We start from the raw sequence: 16,389 nt of genomic DNA, 5'->3' as shown, positions 1-16,389 counted from the left end.
TAGGCATTTAATCTCTATTTAAAAACTTTAACACTATTTATTATTTAAAAAATCAAAAGAAGTACAATTTATAAAGGTTTAAAACTTTACTTTCGTGAAAAATAAAATAATTTTGGGAAGAGTTTTAGCCATAGATTTCGGAAAAAAAGAACAGGAATTGCTGTTACAGATGAATTACAAATTATAGCATCAGGATTAACAACTATTAATACTAAAGAATTAATTCCATTTTTAAAAGACTACATTAAAAAAGAAAATGTTGAATTATTTATCATCGGAAAACCAAAACAAATGGATAATTCTGATAGCGAAAGTGAAGCCTTGATACTTCCTTTTTTAGAAAAATTAGCAAAATCAATACCTAATATTCCAATAAAAAGAGAAGATGAGCGTTTTACTTCAAAAATGGCTTTTCAAACAATGATTGATAGTGGACTCAACAAAAAACAGCGTCAAAACAAAGCTTTAGTTGATGAAATAAGCGCTACAATCATATTACAGTCGTATTTATATAACAAATAGTTTTATAGACAAACGATTCTTTGTATTTTCGTGACCTTAAAATTAAAAAACACATGATTTTACCCATTGTTGCTTACGGAGATCCCGTATTACGTAAAGTAGGAACAGAAATCGATAAAGATTATCCGCAGTTAGAAAAATTAATTGCCGATATGAAAGAAACAATGTATAATGCACAAGGTGTCGGATTAGCTGCACCTCAAATAGGAAAAGACATTCGTTTATTTTTAATCGATGCCTCTCCTTTTGCTGATGATGAAGACTTATCAGAAGAAGACCGTAAAGCCTTAGAAAGCTTTAATCATGTATTTATAAATGCAAAAATCATCAAAGAAGAAGGTGAAGAATGGGCTTTTAACGAAGGTTGTTTAAGTATACCTAATGTTCGTGAAGATGTTTTTCGTCAAGAAACAATAACAATTGAGTATCAAGATGAAAATTTTGAAAAGCATACTCAAGTTTTAAATGGTTTAGCGGCACGTGTTTTTCAGCGTGAATACGACCATATCGATGGTGTTTTATTTACTGATAAATTATCAACTTTAAAGAAAAGATTGATTAAAAAGAAGTTAGAAAACATTTCTAAAGGAAAAGTAGACGCAGGTTACAGAATGCGTTTTCCAAATGCCAAGAAAAAATAGTCTTTATAAAAGACACTAAAAAAACAATATAATATGGAATTTAACAAAGTTATAGCAGTTACTGGTAAACCAGGATTATTTGAAATTATATCTCAAACAAAAACAGGAGTAATCGTTCGTTCAATTGTAGATGGTAAACGTTTTCCTATTGCAGCAACTCACAATGTTAGTTTATTAGAAAATATTGCAATTTACACTTATGAAGAAGAAGTGCCTTTAGCAATCATACTTAAAACTATGGCTGACAAACAAGAAGGTAAAGAAGCACTTTCTCATAAAGAAAGTAACGATACTTTAATGGCTTACTTTGAAGAAATTTTACCAAATTTTGACAAAGAACGTGTGTATGCTTCTAATATTAAAAAAATAATTCAATGGTATAATACTTTAGCAGCAGCTAATTTCGATTTTAATACCTTAGAAAAAACAGTAACTCCAGAAGAAGCTAAATAAATTATGAATACTCGTAAGCAACAATTAGACGCTTTTAACAGATTGTTAGATATTATGGACGAACTTCGAGAGAAGTGTCCGTGGGATAAAAAACAAACTTTAGAAACACTACGTCATTTAACAATTGAAGAAACTTACGAATTAGCAGATGCTATTCTAGACAATGATTTAGAAGAAGTTAAAAAAGAATTAGGCGATGTGTTATTACACATCGTCTTTTATGCTAAAATAGGTAGCGAAAAAAAGGCTTTTGATATTGCTGATGTTGCCAATTCTATTTCTGATAAATTAATTCATCGTCACCCACATATTTATGGTGATGTTGTTGTTAAAGATGAAGAAGAAGTAAAACAAAACTGGGAAAAACTAAAATTAAGAGAAGGTAAAACTTCAGTTTTAGAAGGAGTTCCTAAAAGTTTACCTGCTTTGGTAAAAGCAAGTAGAATTCAAGAAAAAGTTGCAGGCGTTGGTTTCGATTGGGAAAAACCGCAACAAGTTTGGGAAAAAGTTCAAGAAGAAATTTCAGAACTAAACGAAGAAATAAAAGCTGGAAATAAAGAGAATATCGAAAAAGAATTTGGAGATGTTTTATTTTCAATGATTAACTACGCTCGTTTTATTAAAGTAAATCCAGAAAATGCTTTAGAAAAAACGAATAAAAAATTTATCAATCGTTTTCAATTTTTAGAAGAAGCAGCTAAAAAAGAAGGCAAAGAAATTTCTGATATGTCATTAACAGAAATGGATGTTTATTGGGAAAAATCGAAAGAATTTTTCAGGTAATTATTATCGTTATTTTTTATATTTACCTTCAATGAATATAATTATTATTACTGGCGGAAGTAAAGGAATTGGAAAAGCTTTAACTAAAAAATATGCTTCTGAAAATTATCAAGTAATTTCTTTAGCAAGAACTTCATCTGAAATAAAAAATGTACAACATATTTCTGTTGATTTATCTGATATTAAAGTAACTGAAAATATATTTAATACACTTTTAACGACAATAATCAATCAGAAAATTACTTCAATCACCTTAGTTAATAACGCTGGAAGATTAGGTAAAATAGCTGATTTAGAAAATTTAGAAGCCAATGATATTTCTAAATCTATTCAATTAAATATTACTATGCCACTTATTTTATCGAGCTTATTTACCAAAAAGACACAATATTTAACTTGTAAAAAACAAATCATTAATATTTCATCTGGTGCAGCCAAAAAACCATATCAAGGCTGGAGTGTTTATTGTTCTTCAAAATCAGCAATTGATATGATGACAAAAACTATTGCTTCTGAACAATCAGAAATAGAAAATGGTGTAAAATGCGTATCAATATATCCAGGAGTTGTAGCAACTAATATGCAAAATCAGATTAGAAATACAAAAGAAACTGATTTTAAAAATGTGCAGCGTTTTATCGATTTAATGAAAAATAAAGAATTATACTCTACTGATTTTGTCGCTAATACTATTTATAAAATCGATACTGAAAATCAATTAAAAAATGGAGATATTATTGATATTAGGAAATTTTAGAAAAATAGAACTTAATTAATTACTCAACTAAGTTCTACCTAACGTTAATACTAAATAAGCATATCAATAAAATTTTGTTCAGAAAGAATTGGTATTTCTAAACTTTTAGCTTTTGTTAATTTACTAGGTCCCATATTATCACCCGCAACAATAAAACTTGTTTTTTTAGATATTGATGAACTTACTTTTCCGCCATTATCTTCAATTGCTTTTTTAAGTTCGTTTCTACTCATTTGATGAAAAACACCAGAAACTACAAATACTTTCCCTGCTAATTTATCTGTTTGATTTTCTAAACTTTCGGCAGAAACTTCTAATTGTACTCCGTGTAATTTTAATCTATTTATCAATTGAATATTCCCTAAATCATTAGAAAACTCAATAATACTTTCTGCAATTCTATCTCCAATTTCATCTACAGAAATTAAAGTTTCTAAATCGGCAGTCATTAATTTATCAATAGATTTAAAATGTTTTGCTAACTTTTTAGCTACCGTTTCACCAACAAATCGAATTCCTAAAGCAAACAATACTTTTTCAAACGGAATTTCTTTTGATTTCTCAATTCCTGCAATCATATTTTGTGCAGATTTTTCTGCCATTCTTTCTAAGGGAATAACTTGTTCCGCTGTCAAATCATATAAATCGGCATAATTTTGAATCAAACCTTCTTTACGTAATAAATCTACAGTTTCACCGCCTAAACCATCAATATCCATAGCTTTTCTACTGATAAAATGCTGGATTCTTCCTGTAATTTGTGGTGCACATCCAAATTCATTCGGGCAATAATGCTTTGCATCTCCTTCACTCCTTACCAATTCAGTATCACATTCAGGACAATTGGTTGCATATTTTGTAGGCTCAGAAGTATCTAGTCTTTTAGTTAAATCAACTGCTATAATTTTAGGAATAATCTCACCTCCTTTTTCTACAAAAACAGTATCATTTATTCTGATATCTAGCTTTTCTATTTGATCTGCATTATGTAATGAAGCACGTTTTACGATAGTTCTTGCCAATTGTACAGGCTCTAAATTTGCTACTGGCGTAATCGCTCCTGTTCGCCCAACCTGATAAGTAATTTCATTTAAAACTGTTGAAACTTGTTCAGCCTTAAATTTATAAGCTATTGCCCAACGTGGCGCTTTTGATGTGTAACCTAATTCTTCTTGTTGCTGTAAATTATTAACTTTGATAACAACTCCATCAGTTTCGTAAGGCAAATCATGTCGTTTAATATCCCAATGATTTACAAAATTGAAAACAGCATCAATTGTTTTTGTTAAAGCAATAGTATCAGGAACTTTAAAACCAACATTACGCGCAATTTCTAAGTTTTCAAAATGAGTTTTATACTTACGTTCATCAGTAACGACTTGATATAACAAACAATCTAAAGGACGCTTTGCAACCTCAGCACTATCTTGTAATTTTAAACTTCCACTTGCTGTATTTCTTGGGTTTTTATAAGCTTCTTCTCCATTTTCAAGTCTATCTTCATTCATTTTATTGAATCCATCAATTGGTAAAATAATTTCACCTCGCATTTCAAAATTACTAACAAAATCAGAAGAAACACTTAAAGGAATTGATTTTATAGTACGAATATTAGCAGTTACCTCATCTCCTTGAAAACCATCTCCACGAGTTACAGCCTTTATAAATTTACCATTTTCAAAAGTTAAATTGATAGATGCTCCATCATATTTTAACTCACAAGTATATTCAATATCATCAACTCCTAGCATTTTTTGAATACGCTTTTCCCAATCTAATAAATCGTCTTTAGAATATGAATTATCTAAAGAATACATGCGATTTTTATGAGTAATCGTTTCAAAATTTTTCGTAATTTCTCCTCCAACTCTTTGTGTTGGTGAATTGGCATCGAAAAATTGTGGATTTTCAGTTTCTAATTGTGTTAATTCTTTCAGTTTTATATCAAAATCATAATCTGAAATAGTGGCATTATCTAACACATAATAATTATAATTGTGTTGATTCAGTTCTTCTCGAAGCGCTTGTATATTTTGTTGAATTGTCATTAAAATAGTCCCTATAATTAATTATGCTGTTTTCACTGTTTCTTTTAAAAGTATAAAAAATGATTTTATCATTAAAAATACACAGCTAAATTAAGCAAAAGTTTTAAATCTCAACGGCAGATAACTTTACATTATAAAACAAAAAAACCGAAGCTTTTGCCTCAGTTTTAAATACAATATAAATTTGTTAAATTTATTTTTTTAATTTAACTGCATAAACAAGATTATCTTTAAATGCTGAAAACAACAGTTCTTTATCATTTAATAATTCTATTTTCAAACCATTTACGAAACTTTCATCATCATCAAATTGTATAATATTAGTTGCTTCTTCAAACTTCCAATTTCCATTTTGTTGATTGTTATTCATCATAATTTGATATTTTCCATCGGTATGAAAAATCATCCAATTATTATTGTCTGAATACCGTTCTATTTCTTCACCTATTTGAACAGATGTTACCAACCATTTTCCTGATGATAAAAAATCAAGTTCATTTATTTGCTGAGCAAAAGAAACTGAAGTTATACTAATAAATAATAAAAGTGTAGATAATAATTTTCTCATAATCGGGGGGAATTAGAGGGTTAATACACTCAAATATAAAAAAATAAGCCGAAACAAATAAATGTTTCGGCTTATTTTACGTAAAAATAATGATGTCTTAATAATAAGTAAATCTACGTACTTTAGCTATATGTTTAGCTAAACGCATCACTTGGTGCGAATATCCGTATTCGTTATCATACCATACATATACAACAATAGTATCTCCATCTGCAATAGTTGCTTTACTATCAAAAATTGAAGGAGCAGTAGTTCCAACAATATCAGAAGATACTAATTCATTGTTAATAGAATATTGAATTTGTTCAACTAAATTACCTTCTAAAGCATATTGCTTCATAATAGCATTTACTGCTTCAACAGTTGTTGTTGTATTCAATTGTAAATTTAAAATAGCTAATGAACCGTTTGGTACTGGTACACGAATTGCATTCGATGTTAATTTACCTTCTAAAGCTGGCAATGCTTTTGCAACTGCTTTACCTGCTCCTGTTTCAGTAATTACCATGTTTAAAGCTGCTGCTCTACCTCTACGGTATTTTTTATGCATGTTATCTACTAAATTCTGATCATTAGTATATGCATGAATAGTTTCTAGGTGTCCTTTTTTAATTCCGAAGTTATCTTCTAATACTTTTAATACTGGTGTAATTGCATTAGTAGTACATGAAGCTGCAGAAAAAATATCTACATTATCAGGATTATTTTCTTCATGATTTACTCCATGAACAATATTAGGAATTCCTGCTCCTGGTGCAGTTAATAATACTTTACTTGCTCCTTTTGGAGTTAAGTGACGACTTAAAGCTTCTTTGTCTTTAAAAGCACCAGTATTATCTATAATTAACGCATCGTTAATTCCGTAAGCAGTATAATCAATATCTTCTGGTTTCCCTGCAGATATCATATATACAGTAGTTCCATTGATAATTAAAGCATTATTATCAACATCTACTTGAACAGTTCCTAAGAAATCTCCGTGAACAGAATCAATACTTAATAAAGAAGCTCTTTTTTCTAAAACTGCTTCGTTTATTTCTCCACGAGTAACAACAGCTCTTAATCTTAATTGAGAACCTTTACCCATTTTACTCATTAACTCACGAGCTAATAAACGACCGATACGACCAAATCCGTATAAAACAACATCTTTTGGTTCAATTTCTTCTGCTTGAGTAGCATCTTTTAATTGATTTTTTACAAAAGATAATTTATCTGAAGATGCATCATCTTGTAAATGATATTCGTACGCTAATTTACCAATATCTAATTTTGATGCAGGTAATTCAATACTTTGTATAGCTTTTGCTATTTCTAAAGCATCGTTAATTGAAATTGGTTTTGCTACAAATTCTTTAGCATAATCAATTAAATTTAAAACTTCACTTGCTCTTTTATCTACTAATTGATTTCTAAATAAAACCAATTCTATTGATTTATCGTACCATAAATCATTAACGATATTAATAAATTCAACAGTAGCACGTCTTACTTGCGCTTGACCTACTACTTCTTTTTCGTAATTTGTTATTGTTGACATAGTTGTGTGTTAACTAAATTTAAAAAAATTTGAGGCAAAAATAGTAATTTCAAATGGCTTGGTTATCCTTTTACAAAACAAAAATGTTGTCAAAAATTAGTTTTCAACAACATTTAGTACCTTGTTTAATTATTTAAAATCGATAACGCTCTAATTTTCCTGTTGGGCTAATCAATTCTAAATACATTTGTTCATTACCTGTATAGGTATCTAAAATTGAAACTGCTTCTGAAGCTCCACTTATTTCTTTACCATTTATTTTTGATAAAATATATCCTGCTCCTACTTTATAGTATTGAAATCCTTTATTATTGGTTGCTGTAATTTTAGCACCTCCTTTTACTTTATATTTTTTTCTTTCTTCGGATGTCAAATCTTTTAACTGCACGCCAAAAGAAAGCGATGTAAACGTATTTTTTTTACTTAATTTTACATTTTTTATAAAATATTCGCCGTTTCTGTTAACTGTTACATTTACATATTCGCCAGGGCGTTTTGCTGTTAACTGTCCTTTTAAATCAGAAAATTTTGATATTTTAACCTCATTTACCTTCGTTATAATATCTCCTTCTCGCAATCCTGCTATTGATGCTGTACTATTATTTTCTATTTCACCTATTTTTACTCCTTCAATATCTTTTACTGAAGTATCAATACTAATACCAATTATTGCTTCTTGAACAGAGCCAAATTCTAATAAATCATCTACTATTTTTTTAGTGATATTAGAAGGCACTGCAAATGAATATCCTATAAAAGAACCTGTTTTTGATGAAATTGCAGTATTAATTCCGATTAATTCTCCTCGTGTATTTACCAATGCCCCTCCACTATTACCAGGGTTTACAGCTGCATCAGTTTGAATAAAAGCTTCAATATTTTTATTACCATCCAAATCTCTTCCTTTAGCACTAACAATTCCTGCGGTAACTGTTGATGTTAAATTATACGGATTTCCAACAGCTAAAACCCATTCACCTACTTTGGCATTATCTGAATTACCAAACGATAAATTAGGTAAATCTTCATCTGTATAAACTTTTAACAAAGCGATATCATTAGTTTTATCAGTACCAATTAAAACAGCTTTTAATTTCTTTCGATTATTTAGCGTAATTTCAATTTCAGTAGCACCTTCTATCACATGATTATTAGTTACAATATAACCATCAGGAGAAATAATTACTCCACTTCCCGTTCCTACTTGTTCATATTTTCGAGTTTCATTTCTTCCAAAAAGTTGCGCATACGGATTCTGTTGAGTTCTTACTGCTGTATTTTTAACGTGTACTACGGCATGTACTGTTTTTGCTGCTGCTTCTGTAAAATCAGTTGGTGTTGATAATGTGTTAACCATTGTTGGCGTATAATTTACAGGAACTGATTGTAAAGTATCCACCTTATTTTCAACTATATTTATTTGAGGTTGCTCAATAGCTATTTTATATCCTGCAAGCGCTATTACACCGCCTACTACTGCTATACCTAAAGTTTTAAGTGTTTTTTTCATATTCTTACAAAGTTTTATATTCCAAATATAGCTTTTTTAACATTCTTATTAAATCTGTTTAACTTCATTTTAACGGACTTTAACCACTATTTAACACTTCCTTTTATTTGATAAAATATGTATATTTGCTTCCTATGAGCTTACAATTTTACAAATACCAAGGAACAGGAAACGATTTTGTTATCATCGATAATCGTACAGGGAAATTCCCTAAAAAAGACACTAATTTAATCACCAAATTATGTACAAGACATTTTGGTGTTGGTGCAGATGGATTAATTCTCTTAGAAAATGACACTGAAACTGATTTCAGAATGTTTTACTTTAACGCTGACGGAAGTGAAACTATGTGTGGTAATGGCGGTAGATGTGCCGTTGCTTTTGCTAAAGAATTAAATATTATTGATAAAAAAACAACTTTCACGGCTTTTGATGGTAAACATTATGCTGAAATAAAAGACGGTATTGTATCGCTACATATGATAGATGTAAATGAAGTTATCTTAAATGATGGATATGTTTTTGCAAACACAGGTACACAACATCATATTGAATTAGTTGAAAACTTAGATGGTTTTCCTGTTTTTGAAAAAGGAAAAGACATCAGATATAATGTTTACGGTGCACAAGGAAGTAATGTAAATTTTACCCAACAAATAAACAAAAATACTTTTAGAGTTAGAACCTACGAAAAAGGAGTTGAAGATGAAACTTTAGCTTGTGGAACAGGTGCAACAGCTGTTGCTATTGCAATGCACGCTACTAAAAAAACATCAGAAAACCTTATTAGTTTACCGGTTGAAGGTGGATTATTAGAAGTTAGTTTTGATGAAAAAGATGGTAAATACACCAATATTTTCTTAAAAGGACCTGCTAAATTAGTTTTTAAAGGAGAAATTGAATTATAATAATGACTACTTTAAAAGGTGATTTTATAAATTTAAGAGCACTAGAACCTGAAGATTTATCATTTTTATTTACAATAGAAAATGATGAATCTTTTTGGGAAGTTAGCCATACACAAGCACCATTTTCAAAATATCTTTTAAAACAATATTTAGAAAATGCGCATTTAGATATTTACGAAGCTAAACAATTAAGATTAGTTATTGAGGATAAAAAAAATAAAAAACCTATTGGAATGATTGATGTTTTTGATTTCAATCCGCAACATAAAAGAGCTGGTATCGGAATTTTAATTCATCCTGATTATCAGCAAAAAGGCATTGCTTCCGAAGCTTTAAAGCTATTGATTAATTATTGTTTTACATATTTACAACTACATCAGCTATACGCTAATATTACTACTGATAATAAAAATAGTATTCATCTTTTTACAAAACATGATTTTAAAAAAATCGGAATTAAAAAAGACTGGATTCTAAATAATGAAACTTATAAAGACGAAATTTTATTTCAATTAATACATTTAATAAGAAAATAATATACGGAGTTATTACTACTATCTTTTTAATTGGTGGTATTGTTAGTTTTAATTTTTATCAAAAAATTTACGGAAAATCAATTACAAAAAGTGGCGCAATCTATATAAAATCAGAAGATACCTTTGATGATGTTAAAAAACAATTAACTTCATATATGGATAATCCTGAAAATTTTATTTGGGTTGCCGATAAAAAACGTTTTACCAAACCTAAAGGAGGAAAATATCTTTTAAAAAAAGGAATGAGTTTAAACGATGTAGTTAATTTACTTCGAAATGGAAATCAAACTCCGATAAAACTTTCTTTTAACAATCAAGATTCATTAGAAAAATTAGCAGGAAGAATTGCAACACAAATTGAAACTGATTCGATTTCTTTAGTAAAAGTAATGAGAGATGTTTCTTTTTTAACTAAAAATGAGTTTAATCAAAAAAATGCGTTAGGGATGTATATTCCTAATAGCTATGAATTTTACTGGAATACATCCGCAGAAAAATTTCGTAATAAAATGCTTACCGAATATAATCGTTTTTGGAATTCATCAAGATTAAATAAAGCCAAAAAATTAAATTTATCAAAAAAAGAAGTGAGTACTTTGGCTTCAATAGTTCAAAAGGAAACTGCTCAAAAAAGTGAACGCCCTATTGTTGCTGGTTTATATTTAAATCGATTAAAAAATAACTGGCCATTACAAGCCGATCCAACGGTTATTTATTGTATCAAACAATTAAAAGGTGATGATTTTGTAGTGAAACGTGTATTAACAAAAGACCTTGAAATTGAATCTCCTTATAATACGTATAGAAATAGTGGTTTACCACCTTCTTTAATTGCAATGCCAGATGTTTCGGCAATAGATGCTGTTTTAAATTATAAAAAACATGGATATTATTATATGTGTGCGAGTATTGAAAAAATAGGATTTCACGATTTTGCAACTTCCTTAGCACAGCATAATAGAAATGCTGTGAAATATCAACAATGGATTAGTAAACGTGGAATTAATAGATAATTTTTTAGGTAAAATAATTAAATAAAAATATAAGACGTAAATAGAAAAACGAAACTATATTTATGACTATTAATTAATAAAATCATTATTTTGAAAATTTAAAATGAAACAAGTACTTAAATTATTTTAACACTTTTTTATCTTCAATAAAAAATCATTATTTCTGATTAAAAAACAATATAATATATTTTTATTTAAATATATGATAACAAAACAGTAACGAGTTATTTACATTCGGAATTACAACAAATAATCAAAATACTGATTGCTAGTATATTAATATATAATTACAGTATATTTGCACCGCTAAACAGAAAACAACAAATTATCAAGTATTTAATATTTGGATTTATAGGGTTTATATTACTAATTAGTTTTACTAAACCGAGAGTTCATATCGACAAAACGACTACAACTCCAAAAGAAAAAGCATATCACGCTGAAAAAGTCAACTTTCCGTTTTTATTAAAAAACTTTGTAGGCTTTAAAGAAGCATTAGCTTTTAAAGAATCTCAAGGAAAATATCGAGTAATAAACAAATTAGGATACTTAGGAAAGTATCAATTTGGAAGAGAAACCTTAAAAAGGTTTCGTATTTATAACACTAGTAACTTCCTTAAAAGACCTGAATTACAAGAAAAAACTTTTATAGCTTATTGTAAGGTTAACAAATGGATTTTAAGAAAAGACATTAAACGAAGTGTTGGAAAAACAATTTCAGGTATTAAAATTACCGAGTCAGGTATTTTAGCCGCAGCACATTTAGGTGGAGCTGGTAACGTTAAAAAGTATTTGCGTTCAAACGGAGCTATTCAATTTAATGATGCTTTTGGTACTTCGATAAAATCATATATGAGAAAATTTTCAGGATATGATGTATCAAATATCACAGCAAATAAAACTCCTCAGGTTTAAAAATCATAATAAAAAAAAGAGCTCTTAATTAAGAGCTCTTTTTTTTATTATGATTTATGTAATATAAAAATAGTTGGACGCTTATGTAAGTCCGTTTTTATATTTTTCCATTCTTTAATAGTAAATGTTTTTATATATTCTGAAGGAAGTGTAATATCACAAGCTACACAAACTCTTGTATCTGCTGATAAAACGGCACGTAAATCATCTAACATTTTTTCATTCCTATAAGGAGTTTCTATAAAAATTTGAGATTGATTTTTATCTCTTGATAATTTTTCTAAATCTTTAATAGCTCTTTTTCTATCTGATTTATCAATAGGTAAATAACCATTAAAAGCAAAACTCTGCCCATTCATTCCAGACCCCATCATCGCCATTAAAATAGAAGAAGGACCTACTAAAGGTACTACTTGAACTCCTTTTTCGTGCGCTAATTTTACAATACTTGCACCAGGATCTGCAACAGCAGGAACTCCTGCATCTGATAATAATCCTATTGAAATACCTTTATCACAAACATCTAAATAATTTTGTATTTCAATATCATTTGAATATTTATCTAACAATAACAACTCTAAAGAAGGTTGCGATTTATTAGGCGTAATTTTTTTAATAAAAGCTCTTGCTGATTTTTCATTTTCTACGATAAAAAAATCAAGATGTTCTATTACTTTTTTAACAGAAAGAGGCATTACCTCCAAAGGTTCAGTATCTCCTAATGTTGTTGGTATTAAATATAATTTACCTTTCATCTAGTTTTTTAATTTTGAAGCGATAATTAAACATGCTTCGTCTAACATTTTATATACATTTTCAAATCCTTGATTTCCTCCATAATACGGATCAGGGACATTCTTATTTGCATCAGGTTGCAATTCATTCAAAATCATTTTCACTTTCTGAATATCATCTTGATTGATTGTCATTGAAATAATATTGTCATAATTTTGCTGATCCATGGCATAAATTACATCAAATTCTTTAAAATCAGCTTTTTTAAATTGTCTTGAACGTTGCTTTGTAATATCAATTCCATATTTATGAGCAACCTCAACAGACCTTTTATCAGGTAATTCACCAACATGATGTCCTGCTGTTCCTGCCGAATCAATTTTAAAAGAATCACTTGTTAATTTTGATCGTAAAATACCTTCAGCTAATGGCGAACGACAAATATTTCCCAAACAAACCATTAAAATTTTTTTCATGAATTAGTTTAGTTTAAAATGTTAATTTCTTAGTTAAATCTTCTACGTATTTTTTAAATTGCTTATCTGTGTCTGTTAAATTATCAACAGTTTTACAGGCATGTAATACCGTTGCATGATCTCTTTTACCAATTTGACTCCCGATACTTGCTAATGATAATTTAGTTAAACGCTTAGCAAAAAACATAGCTAACTGACGTGCTTGAACAATATGTCTTTTACGTGTTTTAGATTGTAAAGTAGCGACATCCATATCAAAATATTTAGCGACTACTTTTTGAATATAATCAATCGAAATTTCTCGTTTAGTACTTTTAACAAATTTATCAACAATTTCTCTAGCTAATCCGACAGTAAATTCTCTTCTATTAAAAGATGCTTGTGCAATCATCGAAATAATAACACCTTCTAATTCACGAACATTTGCTTTTACATTCTTTGCAATATATTCAATAACATCTTCTGACATTTCAACGCCATCTTGATATAATTTATTATGAAGTATAGAAACGCGAGTTTCAAAAGATGGAGGCTGTAATTCGGCTGACAATCCCCATTTGAAACGAGATAATAAACGTAATTCTATGTCCTGCATATCTACAGGAGCTTTATCTGATGTTAAAATTACTTGTTTACCATTTTGATGCAAATGATTAAAGATATGAAAAAATACTTCTTGCGTACCTGTTTTACCAGACAAAAACTGAATATCATCAATAATTAGTACATCAACCATTTCATAAAAATGGATAAAATCATTTCTAGTGTTCGACTTTACAGAATCAATAAATTGTTGAGTAAATTTTTCTGAAGATATATATAAAACTGTTTTATCAGGATATTTTTCTTTTACTTCTACACCAATTGCTTGTACTAAATGTGTTTTACCTAAACCAACTGGCCCATATACCAACAATGGATTAAAAGAAGTTCCTCCAGGTTTATTTGCTACCGCCATACCTGCTGACCTCGCTAATCGATTAGCATCACCTTCGATATAATTAATAAAATTATAATTCGGATTTAATTGAGATTCTATTTTAACTTTTTGTAAACCAGGTATTACAAAAGGATTCTTCAATTCTCTTTTAGATTCTAAAGGAGCTGCTTTTTTTTGTGTTTTTAAAGGTTTACGATTTGAACTCGGTATTTTAACTATTTGAGGACTATTACTACTATACGTATTTTCTAAACGTACATCATAAATTAACCTAGCATCAGCACCCAATTCTTTAACTAAAGCAACTCTTAATAGTTTAATATAATGCTCTTCTAACCATTCGTAAAAAAATTTACTTGGCACTTGAACTGTAAGAGCTTCTTCAGCTAATTTAACGGGCTTAATTGGCTCAAACCAAGTTTTATACGCTTGGTGTTTAATATTATCTTTTATAAAAGATAAACATTCATTCCAAACTGAATCAGCAGTTTTAATCATTTAAATTAAATACTATTTTAGGTGTTAATTTCATTATTTTTTTGGGGAACTGAAGGTGGTTATTGTACAAGAGCACAAAAATGTGAATAAAATTCAGCATAAAAAAATCGTTACCCTATTGGTTCTTAATTATTTTATACGTAACGTTCGTAAAAATTTAAAACAAGATATACTTTGCAAAAAAACAAAACTACAGTTCGTGTTCGTTATGCTGAAACAGATCAAATGGGTGTTGTATATTACGGTAATTATGCGCAATATTTCGAAATAGGTCGTACAGAACTATTACGTTGTTCAGGTGTTACTTATAAATTTATGGAAGAAGATGGCGTTATGCTACCTGTAATATCGTTATCCTGTGATTTTAAAAAATCGGCACTATATGACGATGAATTAACTATTACAACAAGCGTAAAAAAAACACCTTCTGTTAAAATTGAATTCGATTACGAAATTACCAATCAAGACCAGCAATTAATTTGTACAGGAAATACGGTCTTGGTTTTTATCAATATGAAAACAAAAAAGCCAATGCGCTGTCCTGATTATATTTTAGAAAAACTAAATTTACAAAATAAATAAAAACCTCAACGATTAATGAAAATATATACTAAAACTGGTGACAAAGGAACTACAGCATTATTTGGAGGAACACGTGTACCTAAACATCATTTACGTATTGAAAGTTACGGTACTGTAGATGAATTAAATTCATATATCGGATTAATAAAAGATAAAAATACGGAAGGATCTTTAAACAAAACATTACTTAAAATTCAAAGCGACTTATTTATTTTAGGAGCAATGCTTGCCACTCCTCCTGAAAAAGAAACCCTAAAAAGTGGTAAAGAGCGCTTAAATATTCATAAAATAACTGACACTTCTATTCAATTTTTAGAAGATAATATTGATTTAATGAATGAGAGTTTACCGCAAATGACTCATTTCATTTTACCTGGCGGACAGTGAAATAGTGTCATTTTGTCACATAGCTCGCTGTGTATGCCGTAGAGCTGAACGTTTATCTGTAGCTTTAAATGAAGAAGAAGCCGTTAATAATACTGTTTTAATGTATTTAAACCGACTTTCTGACTATCTTTTTGTACTGGCACGAAAATTGTCCAAAGACTTGAAAGTAGAAGAAATAAAATGGATTCCTGAAAAACTATAACAACGTTTTTTATCAATTTAACATTTTAAAAAAAACACTTGACTTTTTATAAAAAAAAATTATTTTTGCGACAATCTCACTTAAACAGATAAAAAATGTATTGGACACTTGAACTAGCATCATACCTAGCAGATGCACCTTGGCCTGCAACTAAAGACGAATTAATCGATTACGCTATCCGTACCGGTGCGCCTTTAGAAGTAGTTGAAAACTTACAAGACATTGAAGATGAAGGTGATTCATACGATTCGATAGTCGAAATTTGGCCTGATTATCCGACTGAAGAAGATTATCTTTGGAACGAAGAGGAATACTAAGAATACAACCAAAAAAGTCTCTGTAATAGAGACTTTTTTTTTGCTTACTTTTAAGCTT

17 protein-coding genes and 2 pseudogenes are annotated in these 16,389 nt (G+C 29.1%); 12 read left to right on the top strand and 7 right to left on the bottom strand.

Features of this window, described 5'->3' with window-relative positions; genetic code table 11:
* Positions 1 to 112 precede the first annotated feature (112 nt).
* The 5 genes and pseudogenes from ruvX to PG913_RS04855 all read left to right on the top strand — a co-directional run bounded on the left by ruvX (position 113) and on the right by PG913_RS04855 (position 3,156).
* A pseudogene (ruvX, locus tag PG913_RS04875) lies at positions 113 to 522 on the top strand (Holliday junction resolvase RuvX).
* Between the two features lie 53 nt (positions 523 to 575).
* A complete protein-coding gene (gene def / locus PG913_RS04870; protein ID WP_271231872.1) occupies positions 576 to 1,163 on the top strand; it encodes a peptide deformylase in 588 nt (195 codons plus the stop codon).
* A gap of 33 nt (positions 1,164 to 1,196) precedes the next feature.
* The gene (locus PG913_RS04865; RefSeq protein WP_271231871.1) at positions 1,197 to 1,616 is read left to right on the top strand and encodes a DUF5606 family protein; all 420 of its coding nucleotides are present in this window, start codon (positions 1,197 to 1,199) and stop codon (positions 1,614 to 1,616) included.
* Positions 1,617 to 1,619: 3 nt separating this feature from the next.
* The gene (mazG, locus tag PG913_RS04860; RefSeq protein WP_271231870.1) at positions 1,620 to 2,399 is read left to right on the top strand and encodes a nucleoside triphosphate pyrophosphohydrolase; all 780 of its coding nucleotides are present in this window, start codon (positions 1,620 to 1,622) and stop codon (positions 2,397 to 2,399) included.
* 31 nt (positions 2,400 to 2,430) lie between these two features.
* Positions 2,431 to 3,156 (top strand): SDR family NAD(P)-dependent oxidoreductase, encoded by a 726-nt coding sequence (locus PG913_RS04855; protein WP_271231869.1) that lies wholly within the window; start codon positions 2,431 to 2,433, stop codon positions 3,154 to 3,156.
* Between the two features lie 50 nt (positions 3,157 to 3,206).
* Here PG913_RS04855 and ligA read toward each other — a convergent pair whose 3' ends face one another.
* The 4 genes from ligA to PG913_RS04835 form a co-directional block, all read right to left on the bottom strand.
* A complete protein-coding gene (ligA, locus tag PG913_RS04850; RefSeq protein ID WP_271231868.1) occupies positions 3,207 to 5,204 on the bottom strand; it encodes an NAD-dependent DNA ligase LigA in 1,998 nt (665 codons plus the stop codon).
* Between the two features lie 193 nt (positions 5,205 to 5,397).
* Entirely contained in the window at positions 5,398 to 5,772 is a 375-nt protein-coding gene (locus tag PG913_RS04845) for a hypothetical protein (protein ID WP_271231867.1), read from the bottom strand.
* A 97-nt stretch (positions 5,773 to 5,869) separates the two neighbouring features.
* Entirely contained in the window at positions 5,870 to 7,312 is a 1,443-nt protein-coding gene (locus tag PG913_RS04840; protein ID WP_271231866.1) for a glyceraldehyde-3-phosphate dehydrogenase, read from the bottom strand.
* 133 nt (positions 7,313 to 7,445) lie between these two features.
* Positions 7,446 to 8,822, bottom strand: coding sequence for a trypsin-like peptidase domain-containing protein (locus tag PG913_RS04835; RefSeq protein ID WP_271231865.1), 1,377 nt, complete (start codon positions 8,820 to 8,822; stop codon positions 7,446 to 7,448).
* Positions 8,823 to 8,956: 134 nt separating this feature from the next.
* Here PG913_RS04835 and dapF point away from each other — a divergent pair, with 134 nt between their 5' ends.
* The 4 genes from dapF to PG913_RS13005 all read left to right on the top strand — a co-directional run bounded on the left by dapF (position 8,957) and on the right by PG913_RS13005 (position 12,194).
* A complete protein-coding gene (gene dapF / locus PG913_RS04830; RefSeq protein WP_271231864.1) occupies positions 8,957 to 9,730 on the top strand; it encodes a diaminopimelate epimerase in 774 nt (257 codons plus the stop codon).
* 2 nt (positions 9,731 to 9,732) lie between these two features.
* Positions 9,733 to 10,266, top strand: coding sequence for a GNAT family N-acetyltransferase (locus PG913_RS04825; protein WP_271231863.1), 534 nt, complete (start codon positions 9,733 to 9,735; stop codon positions 10,264 to 10,266).
* Complete coding sequence (gene mltG, locus PG913_RS04820) at positions 10,242 to 11,279, top strand: endolytic transglycosylase MltG (protein WP_408648503.1); 1,038 nt, start codon at positions 10,242 to 10,244, stop codon at positions 11,277 to 11,279. The genes PG913_RS04825 and mltG overlap by 25 nt, the downstream gene beginning before the upstream one ends.
* 792 nt (positions 11,280 to 12,071) lie before the next feature.
* Positions 12,072 to 12,194, top strand: a complete 123-nt coding sequence (locus tag PG913_RS13005; RefSeq protein ID WP_408648498.1) for a hypothetical protein — start codon at positions 12,072 to 12,074, stop codon at positions 12,192 to 12,194.
* Between the two features lie 47 nt (positions 12,195 to 12,241).
* On the opposite strand, the gene PG913_RS04810 is transcribed toward PG913_RS13005, so the two are convergent.
* The 3 genes from PG913_RS04810 to dnaA are packed head-to-tail and all read right to left on the bottom strand — an operon-like array spanning position 12,242 to position 14,843.
* Positions 12,242 to 12,949 carry an SAM-dependent methyltransferase gene (locus PG913_RS04810; RefSeq protein WP_271231862.1) on the bottom strand — a complete coding sequence of 236 codons (708 nt, stop codon included), beginning with the start codon at positions 12,947 to 12,949 and terminating at the stop codon, positions 12,242 to 12,244.
* The gene (locus PG913_RS04805; protein WP_271231861.1) at positions 12,950 to 13,405 is read right to left on the bottom strand and encodes a low molecular weight protein-tyrosine-phosphatase; all 456 of its coding nucleotides are present in this window, start codon (positions 13,403 to 13,405) and stop codon (positions 12,950 to 12,952) included.
* Between the two features lie 13 nt (positions 13,406 to 13,418).
* Positions 13,419 to 14,843, bottom strand: a complete 1,425-nt coding sequence (gene dnaA / locus PG913_RS04800; RefSeq protein ID WP_271231860.1) for a chromosomal replication initiator protein DnaA — start codon at positions 14,841 to 14,843, stop codon at positions 13,419 to 13,421.
* Between the two features lie 174 nt (positions 14,844 to 15,017).
* Between dnaA and PG913_RS04795 the strand changes: the two genes are divergently transcribed.
* The 3 genes and pseudogenes from PG913_RS04795 (at position 15,018) to PG913_RS04785 (ending at position 16,331) form a co-directional block, all read left to right on the top strand.
* The gene (locus tag PG913_RS04795) at positions 15,018 to 15,425 is read left to right on the top strand and encodes an acyl-CoA thioesterase (RefSeq protein ID WP_271231859.1); all 408 of its coding nucleotides are present in this window, start codon (positions 15,018 to 15,020) and stop codon (positions 15,423 to 15,425) included.
* Between the two features lie 15 nt (positions 15,426 to 15,440).
* Positions 15,441 to 16,014 (top strand): annotated as a pseudogene (locus tag PG913_RS04790) (cob(I)yrinic acid a,c-diamide adenosyltransferase).
* 95 nt (positions 16,015 to 16,109) lie between these two features.
* On the top strand, positions 16,110 to 16,331 hold the full coding sequence (locus tag PG913_RS04785; RefSeq protein ID WP_271231858.1) for a DUF2795 domain-containing protein: 222 nt from the start codon (positions 16,110 to 16,112) through the stop codon (positions 16,329 to 16,331).
* Positions 16,332 to 16,389 lie beyond the last annotated feature (58 nt).

This window comes from Tenacibaculum pacificus (assembly GCF_027941775.1).
GTDB classification, from domain to species: domain Bacteria; phylum Bacteroidota; class Bacteroidia; order Flavobacteriales; family Flavobacteriaceae; genus Polaribacter; species Polaribacter pacificus_A.
The sequence above is the reverse complement of the archived record's forward strand: the minus strand, read 5'-3'. Positions and strand labels throughout refer to the sequence as shown.